The following is a 17,364-nucleotide window of genomic DNA, read 5'->3' as shown; positions in this document are numbered from 1 at the left end:
AATTTATTATTATCTTTTTTTAAATATAACTTCTTACCTCTCAAATTAATATAATAATTATCTACTTTCTTACCTGTTCTGATATTTTTTACATTATCTATTTTTACATCAGCACTGCTTTCATACAGTGTACTGCATATGACATACCCCGCGGCATGTACACTATAAGTAGATCCCTCAATTCCCTGCTCTCCTTTGACAAGAATCTGGCCCTTTTTTACCTCGTCACCCGCTTTTACAACTGGTGTACCCAGTGTAGTATATACTCTCAATACTTTGCCATCTTTTTTTGCCACCAAATTACACGGAGTATTATCCATACTTATATCCGGTGGAGATTTTTTCTCCACTACATTTATATTTAATTCAGAGCCCTGCATTCTCACTTTAACCCACATTATGTCATCATTGTCCTTCATAAGTTTCTGTTCTATTCTATATACGTTTATTTTATTTTTACTCGTCCCTGGTCCTATCCCATAAGCTTTAAGCTGCTGCCTTATTGTATAAGGTGGAATCCCTTCAGCAGAATCTATTTTTATATTCCATATAAATGTAGACAAGTAATATATTATTGCAGCAAATAAAATCACTCCTAAAACTAGGGTTATTTTTCTCTTAATCCTAATTATAAAAAAAGTAATACCCCTTCTTTTGATTATCTTTATTCTAGTACTGGTCTTCCTGGCTATATTTTCTACTTTACCATAATCTTTTAAATCTATCTCCATAGTCATAGTGGTAATACTTTTCTTTTTTATATTTTTTATACAGATGTCATTTTCCCACATAAGGTTAATAAACTTTTCAGGTATAAGGGATTGTATCTCAATTAAAATTATTCCATTTCTATAATTTTTAAAAGAAAATTTATCAGTTTCCCTCATAAACTATAGATTTAAATTTTCCTCCTATAGTTATAGTGCTTCCACCTATAAAAAGCACTTCAAATTTACTTCCATATATTGATATCAACCCTATACCTGAATTAATTTTTATCTGACTATCCTCAAATAGTATGATGCCCTTATGATTTTCTATTATTATCTCGTTATTTCCCATAACTTTAATTTGAGGCATATTCAAAATTATATCTCTTGGCAAATCCAGCTTATCCGCAATATTTTGTTTTGTGTCATACATTTTATTTTTCACAATATCACCTCTAAGAATTTATCTCCCAACTCTCTTACCTTTACTAATTTATGAAATACAGGAATGATAAATTACTTAAAGCTGTGAACTATTTAAATTTTTCCCATTAAAAAAGGTTGAGATATAATCTCAACCTTTCTATTTATTTAAATATTGTTTTACTATTTGACTTACAAGTTTGCCATCTGCTCTGCCTCTGGTTTTAGGCATTACAATTGCCATAATTTTTTTCATGTCTTTCATGCTCTGTGCCCCTACTTCATTAACTGCTTTCCGTACAATCTCGGAAATATCCTCTTTACTCAACTGCTGAGGAAGGTATTTTAACAAGATCTGTATTTCAGATTTTGTTTTATCTATTAAATCCTGTCTCTTGCCCTTTTCAAATTCAAGTATAGATTCACGTCTCTGTTTTACTTCTTTTGATATTATATCTATGATCTTTTCATCATCGTCAAGTTTTTTTCCATCGGCTTTTTCCACCAATAAAATAGCAGCTTTGACCATACTTATAGTACCTGCTCTAAGCTTATCACCTGACTTCAAAGCCTGCTTCCAGTCTTCTTGTAAATTTTCTTTAAGAGACATATTACTTGGTACCCTCTTTCAAAGAATTCTATTTAAACTTTCTCTTTCTTGCAGCTTCTGATTTCTTCTTTCTCTTTACACTTGGTTTCTCATAGTGCTCTCTTTTTCTGACTTCCGAAAGAACACCAGCTCTAGCACATTTTCTCTTGAATCTTCTCAATGCGCTTTCTATAGTCTCATTTTCTCCCACTTTTATTTCTGACACATTATCTCCCTCCCTCCGCTAGCTCAATCTAATTTTAAAAATTAAATACAGTTAACATAGGTCAAATAGCACATAGCAATTATACAATAGATCTTTGGACACTGTCAACAATTTCATATAGCTGCATATATTATTATCCCTCTGAATTCAGCATATACACCTTAATAAAATTTTTAGCCCGGCGGCCATTTAAATGATCTGCCACCTAATAAGTGAAAATGAATATGAGGTACTGTCTGCCCTGCTTCCTCACCACAGTTAGTCACAATTCTATATCCTTTTTCTGCCAGACCCAATTTATCTGCAATCTGTTTTGCAACCAAATATATATGAGCAATAATATTGGAATCTTCTTCAGTAAGATCATTTATACTCCTTATATGTTTTTTAGGTATTATGAGAACATGTACTGGAGCACCTGGTTCTATATCCTTAAAGCTTAACACTATATCATCTTCATATACTTTCTCAGATGGTATTTCACCTTTTATTATTTTGCAAAAAATACATTCTTCCATAGTCATCACCTCCTTAACAGTAATTATTCAATAATCAATATAAAATATCCTTCTGAAAGTCAAATAAAACTTTTTATTTTTCCATAAACACATCCATCTTTTAAACTTTTCAGCTCAGTATTCAAAATTTTCCCTTCTAAATTCTGACCACATTCTCCTCTAGATATCACTTTTATATAATTGGGAGTATACCCCTCATAATAATCATTATTTTTCTCAAGTTGGCTCTCATAAAGTACATCCATATTCTTCCCTAAAAATTTATTCATAAACTGTTTTTCCAATTTTTTATCCAATTCTATAACTTTGCTGCTTCTCTCTTCCTTTATCCTGCCATCTATCTGCTTCCTCATACTCGCAGCTCTCGTACCTTTTCTTGGACTGTATTTAAAAACATGAATTTTGGAAAATTCTATTCTATTCAAAAAATCATAGGTCTTACTGAACTCTTCTTCTGTCTCTCCTGGAAATCCCACTATAATATCCGTAGTTATAGACACATCTTTTATTTCATCTCTTAATTCTTTGACTATTTTCTCGTATTCCAGAACAGTATAGTGCCTATTCATTCTCCTTAAAGTTTCATCACATCCACTCTGGAGGGAAAGATGAAAATGTGGACACAACTTTTTTAATTTTTTTATTCTATTTATGATACCTTCTGTAAAAAATTTGGGATCTATGGAACCAATCCTAACTCTTTCAATACCCTCTATTTTATCTATTTCTTCCAGTATCCCTGCAAGATTCCAATCATCTTTCATATCCATGCCGTAAGAGGCAATATGTATTCCTGAAAGCGTCACTTCTTTAAAATTATTTTGAGCAAGTTTTTTTACTTCCTCTACAACTTTACCTGGAGGTTTGCTGCATACTGCTCCTCTGGCAAATGGGATGAGACAGTAAGAACAAAATCTATTACAGCCATCCTGTATTTTGAGAAAAGCTCTAGTTCTGTACTGATATTTATCTATATTAAGTTCTTCAAAAACTCTGTTCTTAAGAACGTCATTGACCTCTATTATCTTGCGATGTTCCAAGCATGCCCTCTTTATCAAATAAATTATGTCTCCCTTATTTCTGGTACCTAAAACAACATCCACACCCTCTATATTAGATACTTTTTCAGGTGAAATTTGAGAGTAACATCCAACTACAGCTATTATTGCGCTTCCATTTTTTCTCCTAGCCCTATGTATCATCTGTCTGGATTTCTTATCTCCCATGTTAGTTACAGTGCAGGTATTTATCACATACACATCTGCACAATCATCAAAACCAACTATATTATATCCCTCAGCTATAAATTTTTCTGCCATAGCTTCGGTTTCGTACTGATTCACCCTGCAGCCTAGAGTAAACATCCCCACTGCCTTTTTATGCCCATATACACGAAAAAATTCTTCATTGCCAAGTGATAAATCAACTTTTTCACTGTCAATTACCTTCACCTAATAATACCTCCTAAATCACCTAATTCATACATGAGAAGTGCTAGTGAAACAAAACCCGCAGTTTCTGTCCTAAATATTCTAGGTCCCAGTGTCACTATATGAGAATTCATGTTTTTGAGAAGTTCTATCTCATTTTCTTCAAATCCACCTTCAGGTCCAATTACTACAGCTACTTTTTTTATAGTATCCCTATTGTCTATAGAATCAATCACATTTCTTATGCCCAAATTTTTTTCGTTTTCATAGGGCACAAAAATCAAATCCATAGGCACTAATGATTGCAAAAGTCCTTTAAAATCAATAGGTCTATCCACTACTGGTATCCTGCTTCTCTTACACTGTTTACAGGCCTCCTTGGCAATTTTATTCCATCTTTCCGCCTTCTTAGATTGGGTAAAATCAACTTTAACCACTACCCTCCTGGTAATAACAGGAGTTATTTCATATGCCCCTATTTCCGTAGCTTTTTGCACAATCAAATCCATTTTGCTCGATTTTGGCAGTGCTTGAAATAGATACATCTTAACAGGACTTTCATTGCACAGTTCAATTTCCTCTATAATTTTTACTGTAACACTTTCCCTCTCGACACTCTCTATAGTTCCCAAAAATTCTTTGCCATCACAGTTGTTTATATTTACCTTATCCCCGCATTGAAGTCTAAGTACCTTATTTATATGCTTTACATCATCTCCCTTGATAAAAGCTGTATTACAGTGTATATCCTGTTCAGGCACAAAAAATTTATTCATCACTTCATATCATCCTTTTTGCAACTACACATATCCATTCCCCATCCTCATTTACTTCTTTTATTTTAAATCCACTATTCCTCAATTTTTCAATCACATCTTTCCTTCTGTCTTTTATTATACCTGAAGATATAAATATTCCTCCAGGAACTATAAAATTTTTTACATCATCTGTTAAGGATATTATAGCATCTGCAATTATATTGGCAACTACCACATCTGCCTTTCCATGAACCTTTTCCATGAGATTCCCTTGAAATACCTCTATGTTTTTTACATCATTATATTCAAGGTTTTTTAAGGCCGATTCCACAGCCGTACCATTTATGTCCACAGCTATAACATGTTTTGCTCCAAGTTCTGCTGCAGTTATAGCCAGTATTCCCGATCCCGTGCCTATATCAAACACCTGCGAATCCAGCTTAACATATTTCTCCAGAGCTTTTATACACATTCTCGTAGTTTCATGAGTTCCAGTTCCAAAGGCCATGCCTGGATCTAGCTGAACTACTAAATCATCTTTTTCAGGATTATAATTTTCCCAAATGGGCTTCACCACAACTCTATTCCCTGCCCTATAAGGTTTATAATACTGCTTCCAGTTATTCTCCCAATCTTCTTCATTCACTTTACTTACGGTGATAATGCCTTTTCCCTTATCTATCCCGCAGTTTTTTAAATTATTTACCCTTTCTTTTATATATTCCAGATAATTCTTAAGATTTTCATCTTCCTTATAATATCCTTTTATCACTGCGCCATCTTTTACCTTCAGCAAGCTTTCATCAAAATAATCCCAATCCTGGGGACGTTTCTTTTCAAATTCAATATCTTTAGGATCTTCTATGGACACACCTTGAACTCCTGTATTGTATAATATTCCAGAAACCGCTTCTACAGCTTCACTGCTAGTAATAATTGCCACTTCTATCCACTCTTTTTTCATGAATTTCCTCCTACACTCAATTTGGATCTACATTAAAACTATAAAGTTTGCTGACAGCCCTTAAGTTAAAAGCTGTCAGCATCTACAAATTATTTAAATCCATGTTTAAATTTATCCATAAAGGATTTTCTTCCAGTTCCTCCCGCAGGGATCTCTCCACTTGCCTCCATAAGCATCATAATAGCTTCCTTTTGCTTCTCATTTAAGTTCTTAGGCACATCCACAATCACTTTTACATATTGATCTCCTCTGCCTCTTCCATTGACTTTAGGTACACCTTTTCCTCTCAATCTAAATACAGTTTCAGATTGTGTTCCAGCAGGTACTTCATATTTCACATCTCCGTCTATAGTAGGTACCCTTATACTTGTTCCCAGAGCAGCTTTTCCAAAACTAATATGAGTATCCAAATAGATATCAAATCCATCTCTTTTAAATTTAGAATGAGATGATACTCTTATATTTATATACAGATCTCCTGGACTGCCTCCATTTTTACCTCCCTCGCCTTGTCCTCTTATAGGGATTACATTGCCATTATCCACTCCTGCAGGAATTTTTACTTTTATACTTCTACGCCTTCTAACAGTACCCGTACCCCTGCATTCAGGACATATATCCCTGTCTTTGATAATAGTACCCTTTCCGCCGCATTTGTCGCAGGTACTCATACTTACAAAACTTCCAAGAGGTGTATTTCTTTGAGTTCTCACCTGCCCCGTTCCGCCGCATTTGTCACAGGTATGTGGATGAGTTCCTCTTTTGGCACCCGTTCCATTACAGGCTTCACATTTTTCATTTCTAGTTATGGATATTTCCTTTTCCACACCGAAAACTGCCTGTTCAAAAGTCAAATTTAAGGTATATTCAAGATCTGCACCTTTTTCTGGCCCATTTTTTCTTCTTCTGCTTGAAGAAAATCCTCCTCCAAAGAAAGAGTCAAATATATCTCCAAAGCCGCCCATATCGGAAAAATCAAATCCACCAAATCCCCCTTCAAATCCAGAACCTCCGTTAAAATCAGCTGTACCAAACTGATCGTACTGAGCTTTTCTCTGTGGATCCGACAAGACCTGATAGGCTTCATTTATTTCCTTGAATTTTTCCTCGGCTTCTCTATTTCCTTGATTTCTATCAGGGTGGTATTTTAATGCTAATTTTCTAAATGCTCTTTTTATTTCATCATCACTGGCACCCTTTTTAAGGCCTAGTATTTCATAATAATCTTTTTTGGCCATCTTTTTATTTTTCACCACCTAAAACGAAAGTATTATTTAGTAAAAATCCAATTCTCTACTTAAATTAAGGGAAGAGCAAAAACTCATCCCTTAACTATTACTATTATACACGTTTATTATACAATCGTGAAGAGAAAATATTACTTATCATCATCTACTTTATAATCAGCATCAACTACATTGTCATCATTTTTATTCCCTGATCCACCCTGAGTGCCAGCTCCTGGATTTGGACCTGCTCCTGGGTTTGGACCTGCTCCTGGATTAGGGCCCGCTCCTGGATTTTGACCTGCCTGAGCATTTTGACTGTATATTTTTGATGTAACTCCATAGAGTGCCTGAGTTAGATCCTCAGTAGCTTTCTTTATTGCATCCAAATCATCGCCATCTTTTATTTTCTTAACTGCTTCTGCCTTTTCCTCTACATTTTTCTTGTCTTCACTTGAAACCTTGTCTCCTAGATCCTTTAATGTCTTTTCGCTTTGATACACAATTTGATCTGCATTGTTCTTAACTTCTATGGATTCTTTTCTCTTTTTATCCTGTTCTTCATATTTTTCAGCTTCCTTTACTGCCTTATCTATTTCACTGTCACTCAAATTAGTGGAAGCTGTAATTGTTATATTTGCCTCTTTTCCAGTTGCCTTGTCTTTAGCCGATACATTAACTATACCATTTGCATCTATATCAAAAGTAACTTCAATCTGAGGAATTCCCCTTGGAGCCGGAGCTATACCTGAAAGAGTAAATCTCCCCAGAGTCTTATTGTCAGCTGCCATCTGTCTTTCACCTTGAACTACGTGGATTTCAACAGAGGTTTGATTATCTGCAGCAGTGGAAAATATCTGGCTTTTTTTAGTTGGTATTGTAGTATTTCTATTGATGAGCGGAGTAGCAACTCCTCCCAAAGTTTCAATCCCAAGAGTAAGTGGTGTTACATCAAGAAGAAGTACATCTTTTACGTCTCCAGTAAGTACCCCTGCCTGAATAGCTGCTCCCACTGCCACACATTCATCAGGATTAACACCTTTTGAAGGTTCTTTACCAGTGAAATTCTTTACTGCTTCTTGAACCGCCGGTATTCTTGTGGAACCTCCCACTAATATAACTTTATTTATATCATTTATTGTAATTCCCGCATCATTTAAAGCTTTTTTCATAGGCTCTATAGTTTTATTTACCAAATCTCCCGTCAGTTCATTGAATTTTGCCCTTGTCAAATTCATGTCTATGTGCTTAGGGCCATTGGCATCTGCCGTAATAAACGGTAAATTTATATTTGTCTGCATGGAAGATGACAATTCAATCTTTGCTTTTTCAGCTGCTTCTTTTAATCTTTGAAGTGCCATTTTATCCTTTCTCAGATCTATTCCATTTTCAGCTTTAAAAGTATCTGCTATATAATCCATTATCTTCTGATCAAAATCATCTCCTCCAAGATGGGTATCTCCATTTGTGGCCTTAACCTCAAATACCCCATCTCCAAGTTCCAATATTGATACATCAAAAGTACCTCCACCTAAATCATATACAAATATCTTTTGATTTGTATTCATCTTATCCATGCCATAAGCAAGAGAAGCAGCCGTAGGCTCATTTATTATTCTTCGAACATTAAGTCCTGCAATCTTTCCTGCGTCTTTAGTAGCCTGTCTTTGGCTGTCATTAAAATATGCAGGCACGGTTATAACTGCTTCTGTTACAGGTTCTCCTAGATAGGCTTCAGCATCAGCCTTTATTTTTTGAAGTATCATAGATGATATTTCCTGAGGTGTATACTTTTTCCCATCTATATCCACCTTATGATCTGTTCCCATTTGCCTTTTTATTGACATTATAGTTCTATCTGGATTTGTTATTGCCTGTCTTTTAGCTACTTGACCTACCAGTCTTTCACCATTTTTCTGGAAGGAAACTACGGATGGAGTAGTTCTGGCACCCTCAGAATTTGCTATAACTACTGGATCTCCACCTTCCATAACTGCAACACAAGAATTTGTTGTTCCTAAATCAATACCTATTATTTTTGACATGTTAACTTACCTCCTAAATTTAACTCAGTTGAAATTGTCCTTATAACATTTCACTCATTTATTTAAACTTAATTTGCTACTTTCACCATACTATATCTTATTATTTTATCTCCTCTCTTATATCCTTTCTGAAATACCTCTACTATACAATTCTTATCATAATTATCATCCTCTATGTGCATAACTGCATTATGCACATTGGGGTCAAACTCTCCTTCTGAAGGAATTTCCTCCACATTTAGCTTTTCCAGTGCAGTATTAAATTGCTTCATTGTCATCTCTACGCCTTTTTTTAATGCATCCAAATTACCCTCTGACTTTGCTGCCCTTTCAAGGTTATCTAATACAGGAAGTATTTCCTTTAATATATCTTTACATGCATCAGAATAGATTCCCTCTTTTTCTTTTGAAGTCCTTTTTCTAAAATTGTCATATTCCGCCATTGTTCTGGAAAGTCTATCTTGAAGAGCTTTAAATTCATTCATAATTTTATTGTTTTCATCCTTTAGTTTAAAATTTTCCTTTTTTAATTCTTCCTGTAACTTCTTCCTTTTCTCCTCTAGTTCATCTACTTCTTCCTCTTTTACTTCTGCTTCATCCTCTGACTTTTTTTCATCGACCTTCTCTTCTTCGTCTATGTTTTCATTATCGGATTCCTGCAATTTTTCATCCAGGTCTATTTTTTCACCTGCTTTGGAATTTTTATCTTTTTCTAGACATTCATCTTCCTTTTCAGCACATTTTTTTTCAGCATCCTGTGCATTCATATCCTCATCTTTCAACATTTAGACACTTCCTCCAATCCAACTAACATTTTATTGTTATCTCCAGCAAACGGCTTTCAGATTCATTCAGCATAATATCATCACTTATTTTCATCAGAATAAGCATGACTTAAAATACTATTCATTTCCTTCACCACATTTGCCAATACAGATATAACTTTAGAATAAGGTATTCTTGTAGGTCCTATTACACCAATTTCCCCTATTGGTTTTTCATTTAAACTGTACACTGCAGATATTACACTGCAGTCTTCTGCGCCTTCTATATAATTCTCATTTCCTATTTTTACCGAAATACTCGAGGCACTGTTTAATAAACTGCTTACCTTTTGTTTATTATCCAGCATAGATAAAAATTCTCTTGCCTTCTCTATGTCCTTATACTCTGGATAGTCAAATATATTCATAGCTCCCTGCATATATATTTCCGAATTATCTACATTATTCAATCTATCATACAAGACGCAAATTATTTCATCAACTACATCCTCATACCCTCTTAAATCCGACTTCAATTTGTCTACAATTTCTACACTTATATCATCAGCACATAAATTTTTTAACTGGTCATTCAATGCATTGCTCATCTTAACAAGAGTACCGTCAGAAATAGCCTTCTTAATTTTTATAAGGTTATTTTTTATAATTCCACTGTCAATTATAAGCACTAATAGAATACTGCTGTTAGATTCTATATTTATCAATTGCATATGCTTTATACGACCTTTTTTTGCAAAAGGTGCTCTAACCACAGAAGTAAGCCTCGTTAATTCAGACAAAAGATAAATAGCCTGCTTTATTATCTTATCAACTTCAAATAATGCGTCACTTATAATCTGACTTTTTATTATATATATTTCTTCCGGACTCAAATTGGGTATATGCATCAATTTATCCACATACAACCTATATCCTTTGTTAGAGGGTATCCTTCCTGAAGAACTATGAAGCTGTTCCAAATAACCCATTTCCTCCAAATCTGACATTTCATTTCTTATGGTGGCAGAACTCACTCCCAAGTTATATTTTTTAGCTATGGTTCTGGATCCCACAGGCTCAGCAGTATTTATATAATTATTTACTATTGCCTGAAGTATTTTTATCTTTCTCTCATCCATTTCCATAATATCACCTCTTTATTAGCACTCATTGCTGTTGAGTGCTAATCACTATGATTAAAAAATATCACTCATAATTTTTTTTGTCAACACCACATAAAGTATATTATTTTAACAAATAGAATAGTTTATTACATTTAAAATGAATTTTATGATATTTTCTCATGATTACTCAACATATCTGATACAAACGATATTATGTCAATATAAATTCACACATCACACTATTGGATACTTCTATTCCTCTCTTATTTAAATACATCCTATCTCCATCCACTATTAGTATTCCCTTCTCCACGTATTTATCTATTATACCGCCGTACACTGAATAAATATCCCTATTGAATCTATTTTTAAAATCTCTTATTGAAATTCCATTTATCTTTCTAAGTCCCATAAACATAAACTCTTCCATATCATCATAAATGGAATTTTTATGTTTATCCAGCCTTATAAATTTCCCCTCAATGCCTTCCAAAATATACTCTTCTATATCTGACGTATTTCTGTATCTATATCCATCTACATAGGAATGGGCACTTGAACCGCATCCTATATAAGATTTTAAATTCCAATACACCAGATTGTGCCTGCATTCATTTCCCATTTTGGCAAAATTGGATATTTCATATTGATTGTATCCACTTTTGTAAAGAAACTCCAATGTAAAATAATACATCTGCCTTTCCTCTTCCTCCCGAGGAAGCTTTAGTTCATGGTTTTTATACATGTTGTAAAAAGGAGTTCCTTTTTCCACTATCAGACTGTAACAGGATATATGTTCTGGTGCCATCCCAACCACATTCTCCAGAGATTCCCTCCAGTCCTTTAAAGTCTGCCCTGGAAGCCCAAACATGAGATCCACATTTATATTTGAGAAGCCCAGCTTTCTCGCCATCTCATAACCTTTTAAAAAATCATCTAAAGTATGAATTCTGCCAATTTTTCCAAGTAAAGAATTCTGCCATGCTTGAAGTCCTATACTCAATCTGTTGACCCCTATATTTTTTAAAAACCTTAATTTCTCTTCGGTAAAAGTACCTGGATTTCCCTCCACTGTAAATTCCAAATTGTCTTCCAATTTCAACTTTTTCAGAGCTTTATATATATTATTCCAGCTCTCAAGTGATAAATAGGTAGGTGTTCCACCGCCTATAAATATAGATTTTATAGATCTCTTACCTATAAAATCTATATCTCCAGCCAACGCCTTTGAATAATTCCACATAAATTCTTCTTTTCCACTGTAAGATGAAAAATCACAATAGAGGCATTTTTTCCTGCAAAATGGTATATGTATGTATAAAGCTGCAGGCTCCCCTGTAATCATGTTTCCTTTATCGTACACAAAAACACTCCCCAGTTTATAAATTTTACTTATAAAAAAAGCACATTCAAATATCAAATTCGGTTGATTTTCGTTACAGCCGAAAATCTTCATTAATTGTCAATTGTAAACTGTCAATTGTAAACTGTATTCAGTCTTCTGTTTTAAGTATTGCCATAAAAGCCTCCTGGGGAATTTCCACAGAACCTACCTGCCTCATTCTCTTTTTTCCTTCTTTTTGCTTTTCAAGAAGTTTTTTCTTTCTGGATATATCTCCTCCATAGCATTTCGCAAGCACATCTTTTCTCATGGCCTTGACAGTTTCCCTAGCTATAATTTTCCCACCTACAGCAGCCTGTATTGGTATTTCAAAAAGCTGTCTCGGTATTATTTCCTTAAGCCTTTCAGCTATACTCCTTCCTCTTTCATAAGCCCTTTCTTCAGGCACAATCATGGAAAGGGCATCTACAGCTTCCCCATTTAAAAGAATATCCAATTTTACCAATTCAGCAGCCTTATAGCCCTTTAATTCATAATCAAGAGATGCATAACCTCTTGTTCTAGATTTTAATACATCAAAGAAATTATATATTATTTCATTTAGTGGAATATCATAATTTAAGGATACCCTGGTGGTCTCTATGTACTGCATATCTCTAAAAGTACCTCTTCTGCCCTGGGCAAGTTCCATAACTGATCCTACATATTCCGAAGGAGTTATTATGGAAGCCTTAACTATTGGTTCCTCCATGTACTTTATCTCCGATACTTCAGGCATGTTAGTAGGATTGGTAAGTTCTATTAGAGTACCATCTGTCTTATATACCTTATATATAACAGATGGAGCCGTAGTTATTATGTCCAGGTTAAATTCCCTTTCAACCCTTTCCTGTATGACATCCATATGAAGCAGTCCCAAAAAACCACATCTAAATCCAAATCCCAGAGCTATAGATGTCTCCGGTTCAAAACAAAGTGCTGCATCATTAACCTGAAGTTTCTCCAGTGCTTCCTTCAATTCACTGTATTTTTTTCCATCTACCGGATATATGCCGCTGTATACCATAGAGACTACAGGTCTATATCCTTTAAGAGGTTCTGACGCCTCTCTTCCCGCTTCAGTTACTGTATCTCCAACCCTTGCATCTCTCACATTCTTAATGGAAGCTGTGAAATATCCCACATCTCCAGCCTTCAATTCTGATCTGGGCATGAAATCCGGGACAAATATTCCCGTTTCTGTAACTTCATATACCTTGCCTGTAGCCATGAGCTTTATCTCTTCTCCTGTCTTAATACAACCTTCTTTTACCCTTATATGACAGACCACTCCCTTATAGCTGTCATAATTTGAATCAAATATAAGAGCCCTCAAAGGCGCATTCTCATCTCCCTCTGGAGAAGGTATTTTATTTACTATGGCCTCCAAGACCTCATCTATATTTAACCCTGTCTTTGCAGAAACTAGAGGAGCATCTTCCGCATCTATTCCTATGACATCCTCTATCTCCCCTTTTACTTCATCAGGTCTCGAACTTGGCAAGTCTATTTTATTTATTACCGGAACAATTTCCAGATCGTGATCCATGGCCAAATAGCAATTAGCCAGTGTCTGTGCCTGTATGCCCTGGGTTGCATCAACTACTAAAACAGCTCCCTCACAGGCTGCAAGACTTCTTGAAACCTCATAATTGAAATCTACATGTCCCGGCGTATCTATAAGATTTAAAATATATTCTTCTCCATCAGGCCTCTTATATATAAGCCTCACTGCCTGGGATTTTATAGTTATCCCCCGTTCTCTCTCCAATTCCATATTGTCAAGTACCTGGGAATTCATCTCCCTTTCAGTAAGAGTTCCTGTTTTTTCAATTAACCTATCTGCAAGGGTGGATTTACCGTGATCTATATGGGCAACTATAGAAAAATTTCTTATATGTCTCTGTCTTTCACTCTGCATACTACTTCCCCCAATATCAATGAAATTTCTCCACAATTCGGACCAACAACTACAGTAAATTATATCATAATCACCCTACAGTTAAAAGCACATTATTTGGTGAACCTATCCTCTATATTTTCAAATGTATTTTGAGTCATATCTATTATATAAGAAGTTCCAGAATATATTTTACTACCTACCACATCTATAATTTTTTTAGATCCGTTTTTAAAATTATCACCTATCCTATTATCTATGCTAAGTGAGTAATTTCCCATATCCACGCTAAAATCAAAAGGTGTCTGAGTGTAATCTATCTTAAAATCTGATTTATCCTTTATAAATTTAGGCAATCCTGCAGTTATAACTGTAAATCCTAAAATAATTATTACACAGCAAATTATCATTACAGTTGCAATAGCTTTCCTATTCATAAAAAAGTCACCCCCAAACAGGAATAAAATTCTCATTATAAAGGATGAGCTTTTTTATGAATTTTATACATTATATTCCAAATTATAATCCCACAGTCAATTATTTTTCACTTAATACTCAAAATTACTATAAAATATCATCTGCTACTAATTCAAGAAAGTATTTATATCGTCTAAGTCCAATGCAGGCTGGAGTGCTATGTTTATAGCATTCGCAATGACCTTTGAAATGGAATCCACTACCAGATCCACATCTTTAGGTGTAACCATGATATTTTCCTTATAAGGCTCAAGAAGTGCCCTTATCATCTGATGCTTTTCATCCTTATCCACGGATTTCAACATCTCATAAAATTTTTCTCCCTTTTTTGTCTGCCTTATCATTTCGTCCAGAACCATATCAATAGTATCATTGGCCATAGTAGCCGCATCCACCACTGTAGGAACTCCTATAGCTATTACAGGCACCCCAAGTGTTTTTTCACTCAATTCCATCCTTCTATTGCCTACCCCAGAACCAGGAGATATTCCCCTATTTCCTATTTGCACTGTATAATTGACTCTGTCCATCTTCCTTGACGCCAGCGAATCTATACAAATTATCAGATTAGGTTTTACTTTGTCCACAACACCCTGTATTATTTCACTGGTTTCAATGCCAGTAATTCCAAGTACTCCTGGGGATATGACACATACAGGCCTTATACCCTCATCTATCTTGTCAGGTACTAACTGCTTCAAATGCCTGGTAACCATAAGTTTTGAGACCACTTTAGGCCCCAGAGAATCAGGGGTTATGTTCCAATTTCCCAATCCCACCACCAATGCAGTCATGCTTTTATCTATATCTATCACACTTGACAATACTTTTCCCACGACCTTGCTCACTTTATCCCTTATTTCCCCATCGTAATGAGTGAGTCTTGGCATATCCACAGTTATGTAGGAGCCTTTTGGTTTTCCCATGATTTTTTCCCCAATATCCTCCACTATTTTTACACAGGTCACCTTTATACCATCCTCCATAGTTTCCTCCACTTCCACTCCAGGAACTTCCCCTCCTCTTTCCTTACGGCACTTTTCCCTGGCTTCTACAGCCAAATCCGTCCTTACATCAAACATTCACATATCACTCCCTTTACATTATTTAAGCTTGGTAAATTCTTTGATCAAGCTAAAACCTGGATTTTTCTCTACATATTATTATTAGTTATTATCTTTTACAATATACCAGGCTGGCAATTGACAGTTAGCAATTTATAGTTATGACAATAGGAAGTTCAACTTTAATATTTTGGAAAAGTACATACTTTTCACATTGGAATTTTACTGTCAATAACTTATGAAAATGTCACTTTTTTTGAGCAACATTAGCTTGAGAAAGTGTCACCTATGTTTTTAAATTATAACTAAATATATAATATTTTTACAATAAATCCACATTTAGGTGTAGTGCCTGAATTTGTCAGTGTTAAACTATTGGTAAATGCTAATATTATTATAATTATAAAATTAATAAATATTGAAACTGTGCTGCTTTTAATAAAAACAGATATCAAAGTTGATAAAAATGCACATGCTATGATAAATAACACTTGAAATAATAAAATTTCGAGTACAGGTCAGTATATAAGGCGTAATTATTTCCAGTGTTCAATCTTTCATGCGTTATATATAGATAAATGATATCAAATTATATTCACCGAAAAAATAAAAACCTTGTGAAATTTAACTACTTAATTAGACTTGTGCACTAGATTGAGAAAATTCAACTTGGATAAAGTACCAAAAATTACATTACTAGATTGTCTGGTTATTCATTGCCAATTGCTTTTAAACTATATCTTAGAAAAGAATCCTTGGGCAAAAAAATGAAAAAATGTTTAAAAACAAACAGGAACTTGCCATTATCCTTATTGATGAATTCATGACAATTACACAAGTCAATTATCTCCTTGTTGATGCATAGTATACATCTGCCAATGTGATGCTTTATGCCATTGCCAGAAATTACCATACTATTGGCAGATTGAAATCCAGCAGAGTAATCTATCCTTATGGTTTAAAGACAAATCTGAGACAATTTTCAAAACTGGTAAATCCACGTGAAACCTGCCCCGTTACAGTGGGCGATGTTACTTACCATGTTTATAGATACGAAGGCAAAAAACAGAACCTCTCTCCATTATAAGCCTGCTTCGCCAAGTGAGCATGACTTATTTGTAAAAAGAGAAATCGATAAAATATATACGTAGCATCCCTACTTTGGATACAGGAGAATTGCTGCATGGCTTAGAAAATACATAGGTTTGATTATAAACAGAAAAACTGTGCTCAGGCATATGAGAGAAATGTACATACAGGCCATTTCTCCACAATACAATACAAGTAAATCAGAAAGCTGATACTATTTATCCTTATCTGCTAAAGAATCTGGCAATAACGCATCCTGACCAAGTGTGGAGTGTTGATATTACCTACGGTGCGCCCGTAATGGGCATTTAGAGAATGCACTCTTACAAAGTGCCAAGTATACTACTGCTATTGACTGTTGCAAACTGAATCACCGACTGTTGGAAACGGCATAGGAAACATAGCACGTCAGTAAAGTCATAAGTCATACATTCCCAAGTTATGCGACTGAATAATCCATGAATAAGGATGAAAGCTATACTGCTTCAACGACAGTTCAAGAAACCACAGATATATCAGTAGCGAAAGGAAATGAAACGCTATCTGGATTAGAACCACATTGTTATTGTATGGCAATGCGGTAGCAGTATCTATCCATCTGATGTTAGTATAAAAGTGTAGACACAAAGAAATAGATTTACTAAAGATCTATAATAAAATTAAGAAGGGGAAGTGT

General features: G+C 34.7%; 16 protein-coding genes and 2 pseudogenes. 2 read left to right on the top strand and 16 right to left on the bottom strand.

Going from position 1 to position 17,364, the window contains the following annotated elements; all coding sequences use genetic code 11:
• From yqfD to gpr, 16 genes are all read right to left on the bottom strand, one after another.
• Positions 1-887 (bottom strand): sporulation protein YqfD (gene yqfD / locus J5G60_RS08720; protein ID WP_150358117.1); only part of this gene is annotated, 887 nt, incomplete at its 3' end.
• Complete coding sequence (gene yqfC, locus J5G60_RS08715) at positions 874-1,143, bottom strand: sporulation protein YqfC (RefSeq protein ID WP_268253773.1); 270 nt, start codon at positions 1,141-1,143, stop codon at positions 874-876. The genes yqfD and yqfC, both read right to left, overlap by 14 nt.
• A 150-nt stretch (positions 1,144-1,293) precedes the next feature.
• Complete coding sequence (locus tag J5G60_RS08710) at positions 1,294-1,743, bottom strand: GatB/YqeY domain-containing protein (RefSeq protein ID WP_150358119.1); 450 nt, start codon at positions 1,741-1,743, stop codon at positions 1,294-1,296.
• Positions 1,744-1,771: 28 nt separating this feature from the next.
• On the bottom strand, positions 1,772-1,948 hold the full coding sequence (rpsU, locus tag J5G60_RS08705; protein WP_007061146.1) for a 30S ribosomal protein S21: 177 nt from the start codon (positions 1,946-1,948) through the stop codon (positions 1,772-1,774).
• Positions 1,949-2,121: 173 nt separating this feature from the next.
• Positions 2,122-2,466, bottom strand: coding sequence for a histidine triad nucleotide-binding protein (locus J5G60_RS08700; protein ID WP_150358120.1), 345 nt, complete (start codon positions 2,464-2,466; stop codon positions 2,122-2,124).
• Positions 2,467-2,525: 59 nt separating this feature from the next.
• Complete coding sequence (gene mtaB / locus J5G60_RS08695) at positions 2,526-3,830, bottom strand: tRNA (N(6)-L-threonylcarbamoyladenosine(37)-C(2))-methylthiotransferase MtaB (protein WP_150358131.1); 1,305 nt, start codon at positions 3,828-3,830, stop codon at positions 2,526-2,528.
• Positions 3,831-3,913: 83 nt separating this feature from the next.
• Positions 3,914-4,672, bottom strand: a complete 759-nt coding sequence (locus J5G60_RS08690) for a 16S rRNA (uracil(1498)-N(3))-methyltransferase (protein ID WP_150358121.1) — start codon at positions 4,670-4,672, stop codon at positions 3,914-3,916.
• A 4-nt stretch (positions 4,673-4,676) separates the two neighbouring features.
• A complete protein-coding gene (gene prmA, locus J5G60_RS08685; protein ID WP_150358122.1) occupies positions 4,677-5,618 on the bottom strand; it encodes a 50S ribosomal protein L11 methyltransferase in 942 nt (313 codons plus the stop codon).
• Between the two features lie 89 nt (positions 5,619-5,707).
• Complete coding sequence (gene dnaJ / locus J5G60_RS08680) at positions 5,708-6,856, bottom strand: molecular chaperone DnaJ (protein WP_150358123.1); 1,149 nt, start codon at positions 6,854-6,856, stop codon at positions 5,708-5,710.
• A gap of 140 nt (positions 6,857-6,996) precedes the next feature.
• Positions 6,997-8,889, bottom strand: coding sequence for a molecular chaperone DnaK (gene dnaK, locus J5G60_RS08675; protein ID WP_150358124.1), 1,893 nt, complete (start codon positions 8,887-8,889; stop codon positions 6,997-6,999).
• A 68-nt stretch (positions 8,890-8,957) separates the two neighbouring features.
• A complete protein-coding gene (gene grpE / locus J5G60_RS08670; RefSeq protein ID WP_150358125.1) occupies positions 8,958-9,674 on the bottom strand; it encodes a nucleotide exchange factor GrpE in 717 nt (238 codons plus the stop codon).
• Between the two features lie 80 nt (positions 9,675-9,754).
• Entirely contained in the window at positions 9,755-10,798 is a 1,044-nt protein-coding gene (gene hrcA / locus J5G60_RS08665) for a heat-inducible transcriptional repressor HrcA (RefSeq protein ID WP_150358126.1), read from the bottom strand.
• A 190-nt stretch (positions 10,799-10,988) separates the two neighbouring features.
• Positions 10,989-12,122 (bottom strand): radical SAM family heme chaperone HemW, encoded by a 1,134-nt coding sequence (hemW, locus tag J5G60_RS08660; protein WP_150358132.1) that lies wholly within the window; start codon positions 12,120-12,122, stop codon positions 10,989-10,991.
• A 148-nt stretch (positions 12,123-12,270) separates the two neighbouring features.
• Positions 12,271-14,079 (bottom strand): translation elongation factor 4, encoded by a 1,809-nt coding sequence (gene lepA / locus J5G60_RS08655; RefSeq protein WP_150358127.1) that lies wholly within the window; start codon positions 14,077-14,079, stop codon positions 12,271-12,273.
• A gap of 92 nt (positions 14,080-14,171) precedes the next feature.
• The gene (locus J5G60_RS08650) at positions 14,172-14,495 is read right to left on the bottom strand and encodes a hypothetical protein (RefSeq protein ID WP_150358128.1); all 324 of its coding nucleotides are present in this window, start codon (positions 14,493-14,495) and stop codon (positions 14,172-14,174) included.
• Between the two features lie 147 nt (positions 14,496-14,642).
• Positions 14,643-15,617, bottom strand: a complete 975-nt coding sequence (gpr, locus tag J5G60_RS08645; RefSeq protein WP_150358129.1) for a GPR endopeptidase — start codon at positions 15,615-15,617, stop codon at positions 14,643-14,645.
• A gap of 680 nt (positions 15,618-16,297) precedes the next feature.
• On the opposite strand from gpr, the pseudogene J5G60_RS18875 reads away from it, so the two are divergent.
• Both J5G60_RS18875 and J5G60_RS19195 read left to right on the top strand, forming a co-directional pair.
• Positions 16,298-16,674, top strand: a pseudogene (locus tag J5G60_RS18875) (IS701 family transposase); the annotation flags it as partial.
• Positions 16,675-16,762: 88 nt separating this feature from the next.
• A pseudogene (locus tag J5G60_RS19195) lies at positions 16,763-16,900 on the top strand (transposase); the annotation flags it as partial.
• Positions 16,901-17,364: the final 464 nt, after the last annotated feature.

Source organism: Clostridium sp. HV4-5-A1G, assembly GCF_900184915.1.
Lineage (GTDB): Bacteria > Bacillota > Clostridia > Clostridiales > Clostridiaceae > Clostridium_B > Clostridium_B aromativorans.
Note: the sequence above shows the minus strand (reverse complement) of the source record. Positions and strands in the feature narration are given on the sequence as shown.